Origin of the sequence: Staphylococcus simulans, assembly GCF_002902285.1 — a bacterium.
Classification (GTDB): Bacteria; Bacillota; Bacilli; order Staphylococcales; family Staphylococcaceae; genus Staphylococcus; species Staphylococcus simulans.
On sequence record NZ_PPRU01000025.1, the window covers coordinates 48,630 to 67,876 of the forward strand.

The 19,247-nt window shown below is 35.6% G+C and carries 19 protein-coding genes; 9 read left to right on the forward strand and 10 right to left on the reverse strand.

Annotated features, from left to right (window positions below; genetic code table 11):
• Positions 1-137 precede the first annotated feature (137 nt).
• The gene (locus CD112_RS06320; RefSeq protein ID WP_002481180.1) at positions 138-551 is read left to right on the forward strand and encodes a universal stress protein; all 414 of its coding nucleotides are present in this window, start codon (positions 138-140) and stop codon (positions 549-551) included.
• A 51-nt stretch (positions 552-602) separates the two neighbouring features.
• On the opposite strand, the gene CD112_RS06325 is transcribed toward CD112_RS06320, so the two are convergent.
• Entirely contained in the window at positions 603-1,292 is a 690-nt protein-coding gene (locus CD112_RS06325; RefSeq protein WP_002481181.1) for a metal-dependent hydrolase, read from the reverse strand.
• A 142-nt stretch (positions 1,293-1,434) separates the two neighbouring features.
• Here CD112_RS06325 and CD112_RS06330 point away from each other — a divergent pair, with 142 nt between their 5' ends.
• On the forward strand, positions 1,435-2,490 hold the full coding sequence (locus CD112_RS06330; protein WP_002481182.1) for a M24 family metallopeptidase: 1,056 nt from the start codon (positions 1,435-1,437) through the stop codon (positions 2,488-2,490).
• A gap of 179 nt (positions 2,491-2,669) precedes the next feature.
• Here the strand turns inward: CD112_RS06330 and ald are convergent, their stop codons facing one another.
• Positions 2,670-3,785, reverse strand: a complete 1,116-nt coding sequence (gene ald / locus CD112_RS06335; RefSeq protein ID WP_023015972.1) for an alanine dehydrogenase — start codon at positions 3,783-3,785, stop codon at positions 2,670-2,672.
• Positions 3,786-3,991: 206 nt separating this feature from the next.
• Here ald and CD112_RS06340 point away from each other — a divergent pair, with 206 nt between their 5' ends.
• Positions 3,992-4,495, forward strand: a complete 504-nt coding sequence (locus CD112_RS06340; RefSeq protein ID WP_002481184.1) for a universal stress protein — start codon at positions 3,992-3,994, stop codon at positions 4,493-4,495.
• Between the two features lie 139 nt (positions 4,496-4,634).
• Here CD112_RS06340 and CD112_RS06345 read toward each other — a convergent pair whose 3' ends face one another.
• The 7 genes from CD112_RS06345 to ezrA all read right to left on the reverse strand — a co-directional run bounded on the left by CD112_RS06345 (position 4,635) and on the right by ezrA (position 12,687).
• On the reverse strand, positions 4,635-5,831 hold the full coding sequence (locus CD112_RS06345) for an acetate kinase (protein ID WP_002481186.1): 1,197 nt from the start codon (positions 5,829-5,831) through the stop codon (positions 4,635-4,637).
• 83 nt (positions 5,832-5,914) lie between these two features.
• Positions 5,915-6,862 (reverse strand): class I SAM-dependent methyltransferase, encoded by a 948-nt coding sequence (locus CD112_RS06350; protein WP_103364032.1) that lies wholly within the window; start codon positions 6,860-6,862, stop codon positions 5,915-5,917.
• Positions 6,863-6,980: 118 nt separating this feature from the next.
• Positions 6,981-7,481, reverse strand: a complete 501-nt coding sequence (gene tpx / locus CD112_RS06355; protein ID WP_002481188.1) for a thiol peroxidase — start codon at positions 7,479-7,481, stop codon at positions 6,981-6,983.
• A gap of 197 nt (positions 7,482-7,678) precedes the next feature.
• The gene (locus CD112_RS06360) at positions 7,679-8,452 is read right to left on the reverse strand and encodes a TSUP family transporter (RefSeq protein ID WP_057509811.1); all 774 of its coding nucleotides are present in this window, start codon (positions 8,450-8,452) and stop codon (positions 7,679-7,681) included.
• Between the two features lie 30 nt (positions 8,453-8,482).
• Positions 8,483-9,706 (reverse strand): tRNA uracil 4-sulfurtransferase ThiI, encoded by a 1,224-nt coding sequence (thiI, locus tag CD112_RS06365; RefSeq protein ID WP_103364033.1) that lies wholly within the window; start codon positions 9,704-9,706, stop codon positions 8,483-8,485.
• Positions 9,703-10,842, reverse strand: coding sequence for a cysteine desulfurase family protein (locus CD112_RS06370; RefSeq protein WP_103364034.1), 1,140 nt, complete (start codon positions 10,840-10,842; stop codon positions 9,703-9,705). Before CD112_RS06370 ends, thiI begins: the two co-directional genes overlap by 4 nt.
• 141 nt (positions 10,843-10,983) lie before the next feature.
• Complete coding sequence (ezrA, locus tag CD112_RS06375) at positions 10,984-12,687, reverse strand: septation ring formation regulator EzrA (RefSeq protein ID WP_103364035.1); 1,704 nt, start codon at positions 12,685-12,687, stop codon at positions 10,984-10,986.
• Positions 12,688-12,858: 171 nt separating this feature from the next.
• Between ezrA and msrC the strand changes: the two genes are divergently transcribed.
• The 3 genes from msrC to CD112_RS06390 all read left to right on the forward strand — a co-directional run bounded on the left by msrC (position 12,859) and on the right by CD112_RS06390 (position 14,790).
• Complete coding sequence (msrC, locus tag CD112_RS06380; protein WP_002481193.1) at positions 12,859-13,332, forward strand: free L-methionine (R)-S-oxide reductase MsrC; 474 nt, start codon at positions 12,859-12,861, stop codon at positions 13,330-13,332.
• Positions 13,333-13,577: 245 nt separating this feature from the next.
• The gene (gene rpsD, locus CD112_RS06385; RefSeq protein ID WP_002481194.1) at positions 13,578-14,183 is read left to right on the forward strand and encodes a 30S ribosomal protein S4; all 606 of its coding nucleotides are present in this window, start codon (positions 13,578-13,580) and stop codon (positions 14,181-14,183) included.
• A gap of 142 nt (positions 14,184-14,325) precedes the next feature.
• A complete protein-coding gene (locus tag CD112_RS06390; RefSeq protein WP_002481195.1) occupies positions 14,326-14,790 on the forward strand; it encodes a hypothetical protein in 465 nt (154 codons plus the stop codon).
• A gap of 259 nt (positions 14,791-15,049) precedes the next feature.
• Here the strand turns inward: CD112_RS06390 and CD112_RS06395 are convergent, their stop codons facing one another.
• Positions 15,050-15,799: a glycerophosphodiester phosphodiesterase gene (locus CD112_RS06395; protein WP_103364036.1), complete on the reverse strand. Its 750-nt coding sequence runs from the start codon at positions 15,797-15,799 to the stop codon at positions 15,050-15,052.
• Positions 15,800-15,865: 66 nt separating this feature from the next.
• Between CD112_RS06395 and CD112_RS06400 the strand changes: the two genes are divergently transcribed.
• The 3 genes from CD112_RS06400 to serA all read left to right on the forward strand — a co-directional run bounded on the left by CD112_RS06400 (position 15,866) and on the right by serA (position 19,215).
• The gene (locus tag CD112_RS06400) at positions 15,866-16,306 is read left to right on the forward strand and encodes an SACOL1771 family peroxiredoxin (protein ID WP_070625233.1); all 441 of its coding nucleotides are present in this window, start codon (positions 15,866-15,868) and stop codon (positions 16,304-16,306) included.
• Positions 16,307-16,472: 166 nt separating this feature from the next.
• Positions 16,473-17,630, forward strand: a complete 1,158-nt coding sequence (locus CD112_RS06405) for a pyridoxal-phosphate-dependent aminotransferase family protein (RefSeq protein WP_103364037.1) — start codon at positions 16,473-16,475, stop codon at positions 17,628-17,630.
• The gene (serA, locus tag CD112_RS06410; RefSeq protein WP_103364038.1) at positions 17,623-19,215 is read left to right on the forward strand and encodes a phosphoglycerate dehydrogenase; all 1,593 of its coding nucleotides are present in this window, start codon (positions 17,623-17,625) and stop codon (positions 19,213-19,215) included. Before CD112_RS06405 ends, serA begins: the two co-directional genes overlap by 8 nt.
• The last annotated feature ends 32 nt before the right edge of the window (positions 19,216-19,247 follow it).

Genomic DNA, 19,247 nt, shown 5'->3' on the forward strand with positions numbered 1-19,247 from the left:
TTAACATGTTATAGGTGGAGTACCTAACTCAATAGTTGACATTTTGTAATTTAAATACGGTTTGTTAAGTTGACAATAAATTTAATTGGAAAAGTTGACACATTTTTATTAGAATATGTATTAAGGAGGGATTGAGAATGTATAAAAATATTTTACTCGGCGTTGATACTGATTTAGAAAACAAAAAAGCATTAGCTAATATCAGAAAATTGTCTGGTGAAGGCACAATTGTCACATTATTAAATGCGATCACTGAACAAGATGCACAAGCATCTATTAAGGGCGGCACACATTTAAACGATTTAACAAAAGCGCGTAGTCAAGAATTACAACCAACACGTGATATTCTTGATGAATACGGTATCGAATACGATGAAATCATTGTACGCGGTAATCCAAAAGAAGAACTTGTTAAGTTTGCGAACAGTGGTGATTATGACATTTTAGTAGTAAGTAACCGTAAAGCACAAGAGCAAAAGAAATTTGTGCTAGGCAGCGTCAGCCATAAAGTCGCAAAACGTGCTCATATCCCAGTATTGATTGTAAAATAATGAAAAATGCTTGTACATTGAGTTGTACAAGCATTTTTATTATCTGTGTTATTAGAATTCTACAGCTTCACCTGGTTTTAAGATTTGTACTTCGCCTTCTTTAACCAATTTCTTGAATTCTTCAGGATCTTGTTCAATATATGGGAATGTGTTGTAATGCACAGGCACAGTGATTTTCGGTTTGATAAACTCGTTGATTGCGTAGCTAGCATCTTCAATACCCATTGTGAAGTTATCACCGATTGGTACGAAGCATACATCCACTGGATGACGATCTGCGATTAATTTCATATCACTGAATAAGCCAGTGTCACCGCAGTGATAAATCGTTTTGCCTTCAATTTCTAAAATCAAACCAGTTGAAGAACCTAAATAAACTGGAATACCGTTTTCATTTGTGATACTTGAACTATGGAACGCTTGTACATACTTAACTGTTCCAAAGTCAAATTCCCATTTACCTCCGATATTCATTGGGTGTACATTTTCTACACCTTGTGCAGTTGATAAATAATCTGCAACTTCCGCAAGGCCGACAACTGTCGCATTATTTTTTTGCGCAATTTTCACAGTATCACCGAAGTGGTCTGCGTGACCATGCGTTAAAATAATATAATCTACCTCTAAATCTTCTGCATTTAAATCTGATAAATCATTACCAGTAATAAATGGATCTACGATGACTTTCTTGCCGTTTGCTTCAAAATAGATTGTTGATTGTCCATGAAATGATAATTCCATTTTAAAAAGCCCCCTTATGCTTCAATCTTAACTCTAGTATAACATTTACTCCACTTTAGTCTAAATGACACCATTGCCTTTTGAATTCTGAACCGCTTTGACTTAAAATAAAGTTAATCATACGAATGGAGGTTGAAGAATTTTGAAAACAGAAGAAATTGTTAATGAAATACGTAATCAAGATGCAGGGGCTGCTTGGATTACGACACCGCTTAACGTATTCTACTTTTCTGGCTACTTAAGCGATCCCCACGAACGTTTATTAGCCTTGCTAATTACTGCTGAGGGTGAAGAAGTTTTATTTGTCCCTAAATTAGAAGTAGAAGAGGTTAAAGCCTCTCCGTTCACTGGTAAAGTTGTCGGTAATGCTGATGGTGAAGATCCATTTAAGCTTGTAGATTACAACTTTGATAAAATTCTTGTGGAAGAAGATCATCTGACATTAAAACGTCAAAAAGAATTAATTGAAGGATTTGGTGTTGAAACATTCGGTTCAATTGACCAAACAATCAAAGATTTACGTAATGTCAAAACTCCTGAGGAAATTGACAAAATCAAAGAAGCTGCAAGACTTGCTGATAAATGTATTGAAATCGGAGTAGATTTCTTAGAAGAAGGCGTAACAGAAAAACAAGTGGTACGTCATATTGAGTATGAAATTCAAACAAAATACGGTGTCAGTGCAATGAGTTTCGATACAATGGTCTTATTTGGTGACCATGCTGCTTCACCACATGGTATTCCTGGTGATCGCCAACTTCAAAAAGATGAATATGTCTTATTCGACTTAGGTGTTATTTATGAAAACTATTGCTCAGATATGACACGAACAGTAGCTTTCGGTAACCCAAGCGAAAAAGCACAATCTGTTTATAATGTTGTATTAGAAGCTGAAAAAGCTGCAATTGACATGATTAAACCGGGCGTAGTTATTGGTGACGTAGACAGAAAAGCACGCGGTATTATTGCTGATGCTGGTTATGGTGAATACTTCGTACACCGTCTTGGTCACGGTTTAGGCTTAGAAGAACATGAATATCAAGATGTTGCTGGATTCAACACAAATCAATTTGTTCCAGGTATGGTTGTCACAGTTGAACCTGGTGTTTATGTTCCTGGTGAAGTGGGAGTCCGTATCGAAGACGACATCTTAGTCACTGAAGATGGAAATGAAGTCTTAACACATTATGATAAATAATGAGAGAGTATTGATTTAAGGTGGAGTACGAATACTCCACCTTTTTTATGAGCTGAAAAATTTCTATGTATAGAAAGACGCCACCCCATCGCTGTTCATACCCCAAACAGCAATGAGATGGCGTCATTTTTGATGTTTTCAGAGCTTTATACGCTCCTTACATCCCATTAAATTAATAATTAATTTAATGCTTGATCTACTGGTGTATACGGAAGATCAAACGTGTTAGCTACACCTTCATTTGTAACTTTACCGTCGTACACATTCAATCCTAAAGATAATGGTTGGTTATCTTTCAATGCTTGTAAATAACCTTTGTTTGCGATTTGTAGCGCATAAGGTAATGTCGCATTGTTTAAACCAATTGTAGAAGTACGTGGTACCGCACCTGGCATATTTGCTACTGCATAGTGAACCACACCATGTTTAACATAAGTTGGATCATCATGCGTTGTAACGTGGTCAGATGTTTCGAAGATACCACCTTGGTCGATAGCGATATCTACCAATACAGCACCGTCTTTCATGTCTTTAACCATTTGTTCAGTTACAAGTTTTGGTGCTTTAGCGCCTGGAATTAATACCGCACCGACAACTAAATCACTTTGCGTAACATTTTGTTCGATATTAAGCGGGTTAGACATAACTGTATGCACACGTCCGCCGAATAAATCATCAAGTTCTTGTAAACGTTTTGGATTAACGTCTAAGATTGTTACGTCGGCACCTAAGCCTAAAGCGATTTTCGCTGCGTTTGTACCTGCTTGGCCGCCACCGATAATTGTGACTTTACCTTTAGGTACACCAGGAATTCCTCCTAGCAATACGCCCATACCGCCATAAAATTTTTGCAAGAATTGCGCACCGATTTGTGTCGCCATTCTACCTGCAACTTCACTCATTGGCGTTAATAATGGTAATGATCTATCTGGTAATTGCACCGTTTCGTATGCAATCGCAACGACTTCATTATCAACAAGTTCTTTTGTTAATGTTTCGTCGTTTGCTAAGTGTAGATAAGTGAATAAGATTAAATCTTTCTTGAAATATTTGTATTCTGGTTCAATTGGTTCTTTAACCTTGATAACCATTTCAACATCCCAAGCTTCGCCAGGTCCATCAACAATTGTTGCACCTGCGTCTTTATAATCCTCATCTGTAAAGAATGAACCTTCACCTGCGCTGCTCTCTACTTTAACTGTGTGCCCTGCTTCAACTAAAGCATGAACACCGCTTGGTGATAAACCTACTCTGTTTTCATTATTTTTTATCTCTTTTGGAATACCTATTTTCATTCCGTACACCTCCCATCCTTATCCTAACGCTTATATGCTGAAAGCGCAATCATTACGGTTGGAAAAGGATGATAAGATTAAGTTATCATGAAAGATAAGATATTCATAAAATTCAATCAATTATAAAAATTCAATCGCTACTTTTATTTCTAATATTCTGTCAATGTGGTAAAATATAAGTGAATAGAAGAAGGAGGTCATGTACGATGTTAACTTATAAAAATATTTTAATCGCAGTAGATGGATCACAAGAAGCTGAATGGGCATTCAATAAAGCGGTGGAAGTAGCGAAACGTAACAACGCTAAACTTATCATCACTAATGTTATTGACTCTAGAACATATACTTCATACGAAGTTTATGATGTTCAGTTCACTGAAAAATCTAAACAATTCGCTGAAGAATTACTTAGAGGTTATAAAGATTTTGCCCAAAAAGAAGGCGTGGAAGACGTTGAAACACTCCTTGAGTTTGGTTCACCTAAAGCAATCATTCCTAAAAAAATCGCACAAGAAGTCAAAGCAGACTTAGTTATTTGCGGTACTTCTGGTTTGAATGCGGTAGAACGCTTTATCGTAGGATCTGTTTCAGAAGCTATTGTTCGTCATTCACCTTGTGATGTTCTAGTAGTTCGTACAGAAGAAATGCCTGAAGATTTCGAACCTCAAGTAGCAACTGAAGAATTACGTAAACAATATCAAGCAAGATAATTAATTTGCTTTTACTATGAGTGTTTGACCGGTCAGTTAATAACTGATCGGTTTTTTTATTACTTTAAAAATTATCATTACGCATAAAAAATCCAGTTAATAAGGTTATTTCCCCTATTAACTGGATGAATTTTATCAATTATAAACTACCGAATTTAACTGCATCACGTGCAATCATTACTTCTTCGTTTGTTGGAATAACTAATACTTTAACTGGTGAATGTGGGTAGTTGATAAATCCTTCTGAACCATGAATTTGTTCGTTTTTCTTAGGATCCCAATAAACACCCATGAATTCTAAACCTTCTAATACACGGCCACGCACTTCGTCAGAGTTTTCACCGACACCTGCAGTGAAGACAATAACATCTACACCGTGCATTTTCGCTGTATAAGAACCAATATATTTGTGGATACGTGAAGCAAATACATCTAGTGCTAATTGTGCACGTGTTTTACCTTCATCCGCATCTTGTTCTAAGTCACGTAAGTCACTTGAAGTACCTGAGATACCTAATAAACCTGATTCTTTATTTAGGATATCTAACACTTCTTCAGCGTTTTTACCTGTTTTTTCCATAATATATGGAATTAATGCTGGGTCAATATCACCAGAGCGTGTACCCATTGTAACACCTGCTAATGGTGTGAAGCCCATTGAAGTATCTACTGATTCGCCGCCATCGATTGCTGCAATAGAAGCACCGTTACCGATGTGACAAGAAATAATACGTAATTCTTCAATTGGACGATTTAAAATTTCAGCAGCACGTTGTGATACATATTTATGGCTTGTACCGTGGAAACCATATTTACGGATGCCATAGTCTTTATAGTAATGGAATGGCAAGCTGTATAAATATGCTTGTTCTGGCATTGTTTGATGGAATGATGTATCAAACACTGCAACATGTGGAATATTCGGCAATAATTTTCGGAATGCACGAATACCCATTAAGTTTGCTGGATTGTGAAGCGGTGCTAATTCTGTCAATGATTCAATTTGTTTCTCTACCTCGTCTGTAACTAACGCAGATTCAGGGAATAATTCCCCACCATGAACAACACGGTGTCCTGTACCATCAATGTCATTGATGTCACGAATAATACCGTGGTTAATCAAGCTATCCAACATTAAATCAACAGCTTTTACGTGGTCGCTGATTTCTTTTTCATCAGTATACTTTTGACCATTAAATTCTACTGTGATTTTTGAGCCTTTAAGGCCGATACGCTCAATTAAACCTTTACTTATTAATTTTTCTTCAGGCATTTCTATAAGTTGGAATTTCAGTGATGAACTACCTGCGTTAATTGCTAACACTAATTTTGACATAAAACTATGCCTCCAATATTTACATTTTCTTTTACCATATCTATTTAACCATTAATACAGTTCAATTTCAAGATTATTACAGTTTATTTTTTGTGATGATTTTGTTGCAGCCATTCTGACAATTCTTTTAAAAATCCTTGAAACTGTTGCGGAGATTTAAAATCTGGTATATTAGCCAACAACACTTCAACAGCATGCGTTACCTCGCGTTCTTTTTTCTGTAAAATCAGGATTGATTTGCGAGATTGCTCAGTTTTGAACAAAGTTTTCGGTAAGTTCAAGAATGCTTGCATTTCTGTATCTGTTGCAATGAATTTTTCGAGCTGTTTTACATGTTCACCTTCAAAAATATTGCTAGGCACAATTAAAAATGCAAAACCTGCAGCTCTTAAGGCTTCAATTGCTTGTTCAATTAATAAGAAATGCGCATAACTATGTCCTTCTTCAAATCCCAATTTCATTTCATGACTGCGATCATCTACTGGATAATAACCTACAGGCAAATCTCCAATCACGACATCCGCTTCTTCAAACGGTAAAGGCAATATCGCATCTTGTGGGTAAACATCAAAAGGAATTTCCAAGAAATTCGCTAGATGTACACTGACACGAGATAACACTGGATCCACTTCAACAAGATGATGCATTAATGTCTGTTCTGTTAACACTTCATGCACAGTTGCACTTAAATGACCACTGCCGCTGGTTAAATCAACAATGTTCAGTTCTTTTTTATCTTGTGTAAACTGTTGTACTAAGAATCCAAGAATCAAGCCGATCGAGTCAGGAGTAATTTGGTGATTTGCCTGAATATCTTGTTCTTGCAACAAGCTTAAATATGCAAATTGGAAAGCTTTACGTCGGTCTGCTAGTGTTGCTTGTTCTAATAAGTCACGGTCATTACGATAAATCTGTTCCATCGCAAGCCCTAAGTTCTCAATAAAACTTTGACCATTTTCTTTATTGAGTTCTTTTGTTTTAGTATCTAATTCATGAAACAAACGTTCCATAATTGTTTGTTCTTCAGCCATTTTAAAATCCTTCCTAAAAAGACTGCTCATAATCAATGAATCTAAAATCCTTACACTAATTATGAGCAGTCTGGTCTAAATTTATTAACTTAAAATTACTTTAAATACTTGCTTTACTTTAGTCTAATTCTCTATATGCTTTTAATGCAGATTCGAAATCAGGGAAGTCTGTTCCTTCATTCACGATTTCTTTATAAACAACTTTGTTATTTTTATCTAATACGAATACTGAACGCGCTAATAATTGTAAGTCGTCCATTAATACGCCAAAGTTTTTACCAAATGAATGTTTTTGGTAGTCACTTAATAAAATAACATTGTCTAAACCGCTTGCTGCACACCATCTTTTTTGAGCGAACGGTAAGTCTTCAGAAATAGTAAGCACTACGCCACCTTCTTCTGATGCTGCTTCTTCGTTGAATTTACGTGTTTGTTTATCACAAACCCCTGTATCAATAGATGGTACTGCACTGATTAGTTTTTTCTTGCCTTCGTAATCTGCAAGTGTAACTTCTTCTAAATCATTGTTTACTACTGTGAAGTCTGGTGCTTCTTGCCCTTCTTCTACTGCATTACCTACTAATGAAACGGGATCTCCGCCGAATGTAATTTGTACCATATTAATAAACAACCTCCTGAGATTTTGTTAGTACTTTTTCTTTACCCCATTATACCGATATCAACACGTCAACTCCAATATTTATCCTTCGATTGAATGAACTATTTACTATTTTTCATGTAGAAGATGCCTTGAATTGAAAGATTTATCGTCATAAACAAAAAGTAAACTGCGTACAGTTTAAGACGCAGTTTACTTTAATTAAACCATTGATGCATATAATCATAGATATTTTTAAGAATTAATGCACTCGTTACGATGACAAACAATACTCTGACATAACCGACACCTTGTCTCAGTGCAAATTGCGCACCTGCATAGGAACCGACAATCATACTGAAAGCCATAATCAAACCGATCCCGTAATCAACTTTGCCTAGCAACATAAATAACAATAATGCACCGATATTTGAAGCGAAATTAAGGACTTTCGCGTTACCAGCAGCACTTAAGAAATCAAATCCGACTATCAGTAAAGTGAACAACATGAACGAGCCTGTGCCTCCACCTAAAAAGCCGTCATAAAAACCGATCAGTAATAGTACACTTGTAAAGAGAATCGCTTTTTTAGTTGAAAGCTTTTGATATGTTCGTATACTGCCCCAATCTTTACGCACGAGTGTATAAATCATCACAATCGTTAAGATGATTATGACAAGCGGCTTTAAGACTGAAGCTGGTAAAAAGGAAGCCAAGCTCGCACCACCCACTGCCGCTAAAAAGACAAATGGGAAGAGCTTGCCTACAATTTTCAAATCGACCTTGCCGGAACGTATAAACTTAATCGCACTGGTTAAAGAACCAAATGAACTTGCTAGTTTATTTGTTCCAAGTGCAGTTGCTGGCGGGAGACCTATGGCGAGTAGAGCCGGTGTAGATATTAAACCACCGCCACCAACTACTGCATCAATAAACGCAGCTAAAAATCCAAATACAATTATGATTAATATCAGTGTCAAATCCCATTCCACGATGTTTACCCCTTTTTACTCACATATTACTTAGAATAAATCTTCCATTAACGCTTCTGTTGTTTTGTCTTTTTGACTTTGATAGTTTTTAGTGACTTCAATAGTTTCAATACCTTCTACAGCACGATCAATCATTTCACTAAAGTCATATACACTTTCATAGCGTTCTACCTTTTCAAAATCAGGTTCTGTAACCGGGTTTTTAGGAGTGAAAATTGTACAGCAATCTTCAAATGGTTGAATTGATGTTTCAAACGTACCATATTGTTTTGCTTTAATGACAATTTCTTCTTTATCTAAAGTTAATAATGGACGTAAGACTGGCGTTGAAGTAACATGGTTAATCGCATACATACTTTTAAGTGTTTGGCTGGCAACTTGTCCTAAGTTTTCACCATTAACAATCGCATCTGCGCCAATTTGATGTACTACTTTATCAGCAATGCGCATCATCATTCTTCTTGTAGATGTCATAGTATAGCGTTCATGGACTACTTTATGAATTTGTTTTTGAACTTCTGTAAATGGAACGATGTGCAATTTGATCGGCCCTACACGTTCAGCTAAGATACGCGTTAGTTCAATGACTTTTTCTTTAGCTTTTTCACTTGTAAATGGCGGACTATGGAAATGAATGGCTTCTACTGTTACACCACGACGCATGATTTCCATACCTGCTACTGGTGAATCAATACCGCCTGATAACATTAATAATGTTTTACCGCCTGTACCAACCGGTAATCCGCCAACGCCATCAATCACACGGTCATAAATATAAATTGCATCTAAGCGTACTTCTGTTTTAATGACATGATCTGGTTGTTTAGCATTTACATGGACTTGTTCATTGTTTTCTAACACTGCCCTGCCAAGCATACGTTGTAATTGATACGTATCATATGGAAATTGCTTGTCCGCACGTTTCACATCGATTTTGAATGAATCTCCGTCTGCATAGGCTTTCGCAAATTCACTTGCTTGTTTTTTCACTACTTCTAAATCTTTTTCAAGCTTCATCACAGGACTGATGGACTTCACACCAAATACTTGGCTAATACGACGCATAATTTCTTCGATATCCGCTTCAGGTGTGACTTCAATATACATTCTGTCTCGGTTTGCTTTAACATGGTAGCCTTGAAGCGGCATTAAAGCCTGTTTGACATTTGAACGTAAACGGTTCACAAACATTTTTCGGTTCGCACCTTTAAGCGTTAGTTCACCATAACGCACTAAAATATGATCATAGATCATTTCTTTAACAACTCCTTCATTTCTTCATAAACAATTTTAAACGCTTCTTTAAATCCTTCAATGTCTGATTCAGTCGTTATTGCACCCATAGAAATACGAATACTGCCTTCAATTCTTGATTCACTGATCCCCATCGCTAGTAACACTTCATTTAAACGACTATGTTTTGATGAACATGCACTTGTTGTAGATAACATGATACCTTGTTTTGAGAAAGCATTGACTAATACTTCCCCTTTCACGCCATCAAATCCAACATTTAGAATATGTGGTGCACTTTGATGTGGTGAATTCACATGTACCCCTGGATACGCTTTAAAGAAGTTTCGTAAGTCTTCATTCCATTCAGTCAATCTTGAATTCAGTTGTTCTTGTTCGCTTACAGCATGTTTCAACGCTTTAACAATCGCAATATCTACCGGTAAATTAACTGTTCCACTTCTTAAACCATATTCTTGGCCACCGCCATGAATCACAGGTTCAAGATTATGAATATTACGTACTAATAATAAACCCTGTCCCTTTAAGCCATTAAACTTATGACCGCTAAAACTAACACTGTCTACACCATTAAAGTGTAAAGAAGTTTTTCCAATAGCTTGCACAGCATCCACATGAAAATGTGCTTTTGGATACGCTTCAAGTATTTCCGCAATCGCTTCAATCGGTTGAATTTGGCCAGTAATATTATTAACGTGCATACATGTGACAAGACCAACATTCGGATTCATCAATGATTTTAAGTGTTCTAAATCAATGGTGCCTGCTTTTGTCACATTCACATAACGTAATTTAAACCCTTCTTCTTCTAAGTGACGCATCACTTCTAACACTGATGGATGTTCTAAAACAGAAACAATAATTTCATCAGCATAAGGTTTTCGGTTATAAGCAGCACCTTTTAATGCCATATTATTGGATTCTGTCGCACCACTTGTAAAAATAATATCGTATCTATCTTCTAAGTTCAGAATTTGGTTGATTTGTAACTTCGCTTGTTTCAACAATTGTTCAGCTTGCAAACCTGCTTGGTGTGGACTATTCGGATTAAAATATAAATCTTGGTTGACTTTAACAAAGGTGTCTAACACATCTTGTGCAGGTTTTGTAGTCGCTGCATTATCTAAATAAATCACTTTTCGTCACTTCCACTTAATGAATTCTATCTTTTTAAGTCTTTTGTTCCAATTTTAATATTTTACCACAAATCAATGAATTCTCAATAAGCAAAAAGAAGGCGAGAACAAAATACTGCTCTCGCCTTCTTGTATAAAGTACTAAATTTGACTTTGTGAAACAACTTCATCTTCAATACGTTGTGAAATCCCTGGATCTAATGAATCTAAAGCTTGTTCTGCAATTTCAATCGCACGTTTGTATCTATTATTTTTAAATAGACGTTCTGCTTCATTCAAGCTCTTATCAATGCTGCTGTCATCTTTACGATAACGGTTACCATACTGGATTAATTTTTCAGCAAGAACTGCATTGACTAAAACATCCATTGCTTCATTTTCGAAATTATTCATTTGTAAGACAACTTTTGTAACTTTATCTTTCAAATGCTTCACATGGATTGGACGTTCATCAAACTGACTGTTGATTTCACGCACTTCATGGTCAATTTCGTTTTTCATAATAATGAAGCGTTCTGGAACACTTGTTAAGTTAGAAGCTAATAACTTACGATAAATTTCTTCTTTCTTACTTTGCACACGTAACAAGTTATCTTCTGCTTCAGCTTCATCTTCACGTAATTGAATTAAATGGTTTTGAAGTTTTTCTTGTTTTTCATTAATCACTTTAACGTGATCTTCGATATACGCTAAATTGTCTTGAACTTCACTGTAACGTACTGTCGATTTTGACATTTCTCTTAAAATTTCATCATAAACTGAGATCAAGTTTTGAATTTCATTTTCAAATTGACGTACATTTTGAATGTCTGTCTCATTGATATAGTAATTTTCACGTACATATTCAATTTCCGTTTGTAATGTATAATTTGTATCTTTCGCACGGAACAAGTCATTTGTGATAACTTCTTTCGTTTCATCTACTTTATTTTTCGATTTCACTTCATGCTCGATTAAATCATACATTTCATCAAGTTGATCATTGATAGCGTTTAATTTGTCGTTTGCTTCTTCAAGTTCTAAACGACTGATCATCGGTTCAACAAAGCTCAACTCTGTTTTCATTGATTGTAAGTTACTGTCGACTTTAACATGGTCTAAATCATAGCCTTCAACTTTCAAGTCTCTGCAACCATATTTCAAGTCTTGGAATTGACCTGGAAGTTCTTTTTGCGCTTCTCGGATTAATTCCGGAATTTCTTGCATATCTTTTTGTAAGTAATTGATGTCTTCGTTAAGCGTTTTAATATGCTCATAAGCTTGTTTGTAGTTCCCCTCTTCTTTTAACTCAGTATACTTAACAAGCTCTGGTTCGAACAACTCAATTTCTTTTTCTAATGGTGCTGCCGCTTCACCGAATTGATGACGGTTTGCTAAAACATCACGTTTCATTTCACGGTATGCAACTTTGCTTTCTTCAAATAAGCGGTCACTTTCTTTATGCAAAGCTAAAATGTTTTCAACTTCTTCAGTTAATTTTGCATGTTGACTTTCATAACGATCCATTAATGCGTTTGCATCGTCTAACTCAGCTTGTGCTGCAGCAAATTTGAATTTATCAAAGTTTTCTTCCGCATTATGAATTTTCTCTTCAACCGGACTTAAATTATCATTAGTATTTTTTAATGATTCGCGCTTTAAGCGGTCATATTCTAGTTGTGTTTCACCCTCAAGGGTTAAATCGTCCAACTCTTTCAGACGATCGTCTAATGTTAGTTTCTCAACCTCTATCTTGCGCTCTTCGGTTTTTTCGACCACTTGACGTTTTGAAGAACGGAGATAGAACATGATACCGACAATTATAAGTGCAATAATTATAATTGCTAAGATGATATACAGTGCCATTGTTTTCTCCTCCTATTTAATCACTTCTCATTATAGCGTAATTTCTTGCCTCATTAAAATAAAATATTAATTTTCTTTATACAAATTGCTGATTAAGCACCTTAAATTGAAGTCTTATAGATGTCCATATTATAATATGGAAAATGCTAGACAGAAAAGAGGTCATTATTTATGAAACAAACGACGACAAACTACCAATCAATTGCACAACAAATGAAAGGTTTAAATGCAGATGAAAAATATTTAATCACTTTGCTAAGTAACACTTCTGCCCTTTTAAACGAAAACTTAGATAATATTAATTGGATTGGTTTTTATTTAATGGAAGCAGGACAACTCATTTTAGGGCCCTTCCAAGGCAGACCTGCTTGTACACCTATTCAAGTCGGCAGTGGTGTTTGCGGAACATCTGTTGAAAAAGATATCGTTCAACGTGTAGAAGATGTTCACCAATTCCCTGGTCACATCGCATGTGATGCACGTAGCCGATCAGAAATTGTCATTCCATTGCATCGTGATGGTGAAGTCATCGGTTTATTAGATATTGATGCACCGATCACAGGACGCTTTACTCAAACTGATGAAGAAGGCCTAGTCTCATTAATGAAAATTCTTGAAGAACAAATTGCACGAACAGTGAAATAATTGTTTTGCATGGAAATATAGATAAACCCTTGACTTTATTCGTCATAATGGTACAATACTCTTTGTGTGAAATAACGAAAGTAGCAATTGTATATTAATAGGCTCTATGTTGTTCCCAACGCGGACGTGCCGTGTAACCGGAGCTATGAGGCGAGGACACACAAAACAATATATCCTATTAAGCATACAATACTCTTCTTTGTTTTTTCATAACAACTACAAAAAACAAAAGGAGGAGTCTTAACATGGCTCGATTTACAGGTTCAAACTGGAAAAAATCTCGTCGTTTAGGTATCTCTTTAAGCGGTACTGGTAAAGAGTTAGAAAAACGCCCTTACGCACCAGGTCAACATGGTCCAAACCAAAGAAAAAAATTATCAGAATATGCGATTCAATTACGTGAAAAACAAAAATTACGTTACTTATACGGAATCACTGAAAGACAATTCCGTAACACATTCGATATCGCTGGTAAACAATCTGGTGTTCACGGTGAAAACTTCATGCGTTTACTTGCTCGTCGTTTAGACGCAGTTGTATATGCTTTAGGTTTAGCACGTACACGTCGTCAAGCACGTCAATTAGTAAACCACGGACACATCGAAGTAGATGGTGGTCGCGTTGATATCCCATCATACACTTTAAAACCAGGTCAAGTGATCTCAGTTAGAGAAAAATCTCAAAAACTAGACATCATCCTTGAATCAGTTGAAATCAACAACTTCGTACCAGAATACTTAGAATTCGACGAAGAAAAATTATCAGGTACTTTCGTACGTATTCCAGAACGTAGCGAATTACCAGCTGAAATCAACGAACAACTTATCGTTGAGTACTACTCAGGTAAATAATAATTTCGAGATTTCGATACTGCATCTTTTCAAAAGGTGCAGTATTTTTTTATGTTAATTTTCCCCTTCCCTTTTATAAGCGCTAGTATTATTCAGTTGTTTGCGTCATAATATAATTACTAAATAGAAGGAGATGTGCAACGTGAAAAACTGGTTGAAAAATAATAGATTGATTATGATACTAGCTGGTGTTTATCTTGTTTCTGGTTTCATCTTCTTACCAAGTTTTACTGAATACTTTGATAAAAGTTATTTTGAAAAATCAATATTAAAAGTGATCATTGATGCTTTTATAGCCAACTTCGGCTTTGCATTATCTTTATCCCTTGCGATTTCTTTTGTACTTTCAGCTATTATTATGACGTATCAATATTTTAAAAATGACGAAGTAGATAACGTAATAAAAAGTTTTGCGTTTATCGTTTTAGTGGTTAACGTGTATGTATTTGTTAGTACTTTGATTTTATTATCAATTACCCAAGATAATGGTGAAGCGATTTTTGCGTTATTTGGATTCTTTTATGGTTTCACAAAGTATCTGCCTTGGGCTTATAACATGATTAATGAACGATTCAATATATCAGACATAAAAATGAATAAAAAATAAAGGATGCCTGTAAAATCAGACATCCTTTTATTATGCACGATGCGCTTTGGCTTTTTTTCGTTTTACTACTCTATAGATAGTAACTCCTATAATGATGATTACCCAGCTTAATAACTCTTTTTTATCCAGTCTTTGGATAGGTTTGAGGTTAAATTTCATCGTTGTTCGAGAAAAACAGATATGAGTTCTCAATCGTTCTTCTCTTATCTTCCCTTCTGTTAATTAGATAATTTAATTATACAAGTGGTATTCTAATTAATCAATCTAATTCAAAATAATGATTTGGGCCATCTGTAATGATGCCATCTACCCCATCAATCATAAGTTTTCTAATATCATTGATATCATTGACTGTATAAGGCAATACTTTTAAGTGATGCAAGTGTGCCCTTTCTATAAACTTTTGGTTAACGAGTTCATAATTAGGATTAGCATACTCACAAAATTTAGCTAATTTATTAAAATTCGGCATTTTAAACAAATATTTTTTCTTACTTAACAACACACCAAGAGAATACTTTCGTGTAAGTTTAGAAATTTTCTCTATACTTCTTTCATCAAATGATTGGATAATGACCTTATCTGCATCTAAATGGGCATCTTCTATTTCTTTTAATAATTGTTCTTCTATATTTGGATATTTACTTGGCTTCTTAATCTCAATCAGTAAAGTCGTATCATGTGGTTCAACTAACTTTGCGACTTCTTTAAATGTCATAATCTTTGCGCCTATAAATGTCGCATCTTTCCATGAACCGAAATCATAGCTTTTTAATTCATCTCGCGTATAATCTTTAACATACCCACTTCCATTAGAAGTTCGATCTATTTTATCATCATGGATAACAACGAGTTGTTGATCTTTAGTTAAATGCACATCTATTTCTAGCATATCTACTGAAGCGTTCAATGCTGCTTTATAAGCCAGTAACGTATTTTCTGGATAGTCTAATGAAAATCCACGATGTGCAATAATTTGAAAATCCTCACTCGGAATGACTTTTTCCATGTTATTCACCCTTTTAATATGATTGTAAAAACAATCTATCATAATTTAAACGGAGGTCAAAGAGATATGGCAGAACATGATTTTATTGTGACAACGCAATGGAGCGGCGGCAGAGATGAAACTGGCACTGTTAAAGGCGATGTTTTAAACGAGTCTATTTCTATTCCAAGCTCGCTTGGAGGTGTTGGCGAAGGTACAAATCCAGATGAAATGTTAATTGCTGCTGCCTCTTCTTGTTATATCATTTCATTAGCAGCAACTCTAGAACGTGCGCATTTCACTGATATTTCTATTAATCAATCTTCAGTCGGTACCGCTTCTCTCAACAACGGTAAATTCAAAATGGAGAAAATTACGCATCATCCTAAAATTACTGTTGATGTTCATCAAAAAGAAGCACTTGAAAAAAGATTAGATAAACTTTTAAAAATTGCTGACAATAACTGCATGATATCTAATTCAATCAGAGGTAATGTTGAGATTGAAATCGATGCAGTCATTCTATAACAGTGACCCAACTTTGGTTGGGTTGCTTGTTACTTTATATTAAAACGCTTACAATATCAGTTTGATATAAAATCATCAATTTTAAGTAAAAGTATACTTAAATTGCCTTTATTATTTTCAGAATATTTGGTAAGATTAATGAATCTTACATTAGGGGGAAATCTATATGTATCATCATCCATTGTTATTGACACCTGGACCAACTCCGATTCCTGAACGCATTCAACGCGTCATTCAAGAACCGATGATTGGTCATCGCACAAAAGAATTTGAAGCAATTGCAGAAAAAGCATATAAAGGGTTAAAACCTGTATTCGGGGCTGAAAACGACGTTTTAATCTTTACTTCCAGTGGGACAAGCGCTTTAGAAGCAAGTATGGTTAATCTGTTAAATCCGAATGACCATGTGGCTGTAATTGTTTCTGGTGACTTTGGTAATCGTTATAAACAAATCGCTCAAACATATTTTAAAAATGTACATGTCTTTGAAGTAGCTTGGGGAGCAGCAGTAGACGTTGAGGCATTTATTCAATATCTAAAAGCATTACCAGAACCTGTAACTGCCGTTTACAGTCAATATTGTGAAACATCGACTTCTGTCCTTCACCCTATTCATGAATTGGGTAAAGCGATTCACAAAAACTTCCCAGAAACATACTTTGTAGTAGACGGTGTAAGCTGTGTCGGGGCTGTAGATGTCAACTTAAAACGTGACTACATTGATGTCTTAGTGTCAGGAAGTCAAAAAGCAATCATGTTACCACCAGGCTTGGCATTTGCGGCTTATTCTGATCGTGCTAAAGCACGTTTTGCAGAAGTTAAAACACCTCGTTTTTATTTAGACTTCAATAAATATATTGCTTCTGCTGAAAAAAATTCAACACCATTTACACCGAATGTGAGTCTGTATAAAGGTGTTGCTGCCTATGCAGATTGGATTGAAGAACAAGGCTTTAAAAACGTAATAGAACGCCATAACGTCATCAGAGATGGTTTAAGAGCTGCATTAAAAGCTTTAGACTTGCCATTACTTGTTAAAGATGAATTTGCTTCACCAACTGTAACCGCATTTGTGCCAAATTCTCCAAGCGAAGTCACAACGATTAAAAATGAATTACTAGACCGTTTCAATATCACAATTGCTGGCGGTCAAGGTAAATTAAAAGGTCAAATTCTACGTATTGGTCATTTAGGTCAAATCGATACTGCCGACATTTTACAATGCATCAGCGCATTAGAAATTGTACTTTCAGAAATACGTCATCAAACATATATCGGCAAAGGTACTACAGCATATTTAGAGGTGGTAAAAGCTTATGTATAAAATTTTAGTATCAGATCCCATCGCTAAAGATGGTTTACAAACTTTATTAGACGATCCAGATTTCGAAGTAGATATTGATACAGGACTTTCTCCTGATGAACTAATAGAAAAAATTAAAGCATATGACGGTTTAATCATACGAAGCCAGACACAGGTAACACCTGAAGTCATTGAAGCTGCTGAAAATTTAAAAATCATTGCACGTGCAGGTGTCGGTGTCGATAACATTGATAGAGACGCAGCTACAAAGCATGGTGTATTAGTGATTAATGCCCCTGATGGTAATACTATTTCAGCAACAGAACATTCAATGGCAATGATACTTGCGATGGCGCGTCAAATACCTGAAGCCAACCAATCATTAAAAGAAGGTAAATGGAATCGTTCTCAATTTAAGGGTACAGAGTTGTATCATAAAACACTTGGTATCATCGGTACAGGACGTATTGGTCTAGGTGTCGCTAAACGTGCGAAAAGTTTTGGTATGAAAATTATCGCATTTGATCCTTACTTAACTGCTGAAAAAGCAAAAGAAATAGATATCGAGCGTGCCTCAGTTGATGAAATTGCACAACGTGCTGATTTTGTAACAGTCCATACCCCACTGACACCTAAAACGAAAGGTTTAATCAATGCTGATTTCTTTGCTCAAGCAAAACCTAATTTACAAATCATCAACGTTGCACGTGGCGGTATTATTGATGAACAAGCTTTAGTTGATGCTTTAGATAAAGGTTTAATTGCACGTGCTGCTATTGACGTATTTGAACATGAACCTGCAACTGATTCACCTTTAACTAAACACGATAAAATTGTTGTAACACCGCACTTAGGTGCTTCAACAGTTGAAGCTCAAGAAAAAGTGGCCGTCTCTGTTTCAAATGAAATAGAAGAATTCTTCCACACAGGTAATGTCCGACATGCGGTCAATGCACCAAAAATGATTTTTGGCGAAGAAGATAATGAGTTACAAGAATACTTGAACTTATGTGATATGGTCGGCAAAGTATGTATCCAATTATTAGGTAAAGCACCACGTGAATTGAAAATTAAATTCAGCGGTGAATTAGTTAAAGAAGATACAAATATTTTAACACGTACGATTGCTAAAGGAATTTTATCTCAAGATCTAGCTGAACGTGTAAACTTGGTTAATGCCCTCTTCTTATTAAATGAACAAAACGTTGTTTATAATGTGGAAAAAGATGCGAAATCACGTTCATTCAACAACTATATTGAATTAACAATGATTAACCGTGATCGTAAAGTAACAGTCGGTGCCACTGTCTTAAACGGCTATGGTCCACGTATCGTTCAAATCAATGACTACCCTGTTGATTTCAAACCAGAAAAATATCAATTAGTCATTCATCACCAAGACCGTCCAGGTATCGTAGGACGCACTGGACAAATTTTAGGTGAATATGATATCAACATCGCTTCTATGCACTTAGGACGTACTACACAAGGCGGTAATGCGATGATGATTATCTCAGTCGATATGCCTGTTTCTGACGAAGTTATCGCTGCATTACATCAAATCGATGGATTTGAATCTATTCAATTTGTAGACTTAAATAAATAATAATCACAAAAATACCGGCAAACTGGAAATAA

Coding starts and splice junctions, on each gene's coding strand:
- CD112_RS06340 (WP_002481184.1), top strand. CDS start 3,992: ATGTTAACTTATAAAAATATTTTAATCGCAGTAGATGGATCACAAGAA.
- CD112_RS06325 (WP_002481181.1), bottom strand. CDS start 1,292: ATGGAATTATCATTTCATGGACAATCAACAATCTATTTTGAAGCAAAC.
- serA (WP_103364038.1), top strand. CDS start 17,623: ATGTATAAAATTTTAGTATCAGATCCCATCGCTAAAGATGGTTTACAA.
- ezrA (WP_103364035.1), bottom strand. CDS start 12,687: ATGGCACTGTATATCATCTTAGCAATTATAATTATTGCACTTATAATT.
- CD112_RS06345 (WP_002481186.1), bottom strand. CDS start 5,831: ATGTCAAAATTAGTGTTAGCAATTAACGCAGGTAGTTCATCACTGAAA.
- CD112_RS06395 (WP_103364036.1), bottom strand. CDS start 15,799: ATGGAAAAAGTCATTCCGAGTGAGGATTTTCAAATTATTGCACATCGT.
- msrC (WP_002481193.1), top strand. CDS start 12,859: ATGAAACAAACGACGACAAACTACCAATCAATTGCACAACAAATGAAA.
- tpx (WP_002481188.1), bottom strand. CDS start 7,481: ATGGTACAAATTACATTCGGCGGAGATCCCGTTTCATTAGTAGGTAAT.
- thiI (WP_103364033.1), bottom strand. CDS start 9,706: ATGATCTATGATCATATTTTAGTGCGTTATGGTGAACTAACGCTTAAA.
- CD112_RS06320 (WP_002481180.1), top strand. CDS start 138: ATGTATAAAAATATTTTACTCGGCGTTGATACTGATTTAGAAAACAAA.
- rpsD (WP_002481194.1), top strand. CDS start 13,578: ATGGCTCGATTTACAGGTTCAAACTGGAAAAAATCTCGTCGTTTAGGT.
- ald (WP_023015972.1), bottom strand. CDS start 3,785: ATGAAAATAGGTATTCCAAAAGAGATAAAAAATAATGAAAACAGAGTA.
- CD112_RS06405 (WP_103364037.1), top strand. CDS start 16,473: ATGTATCATCATCCATTGTTATTGACACCTGGACCAACTCCGATTCCT.
- CD112_RS06400 (WP_070625233.1), top strand. CDS start 15,866: ATGGCAGAACATGATTTTATTGTGACAACGCAATGGAGCGGCGGCAGA.
- CD112_RS06350 (WP_103364032.1), bottom strand. CDS start 6,862: ATGGCTGAAGAACAAACAATTATGGAACGTTTGTTTCATGAATTAGAT.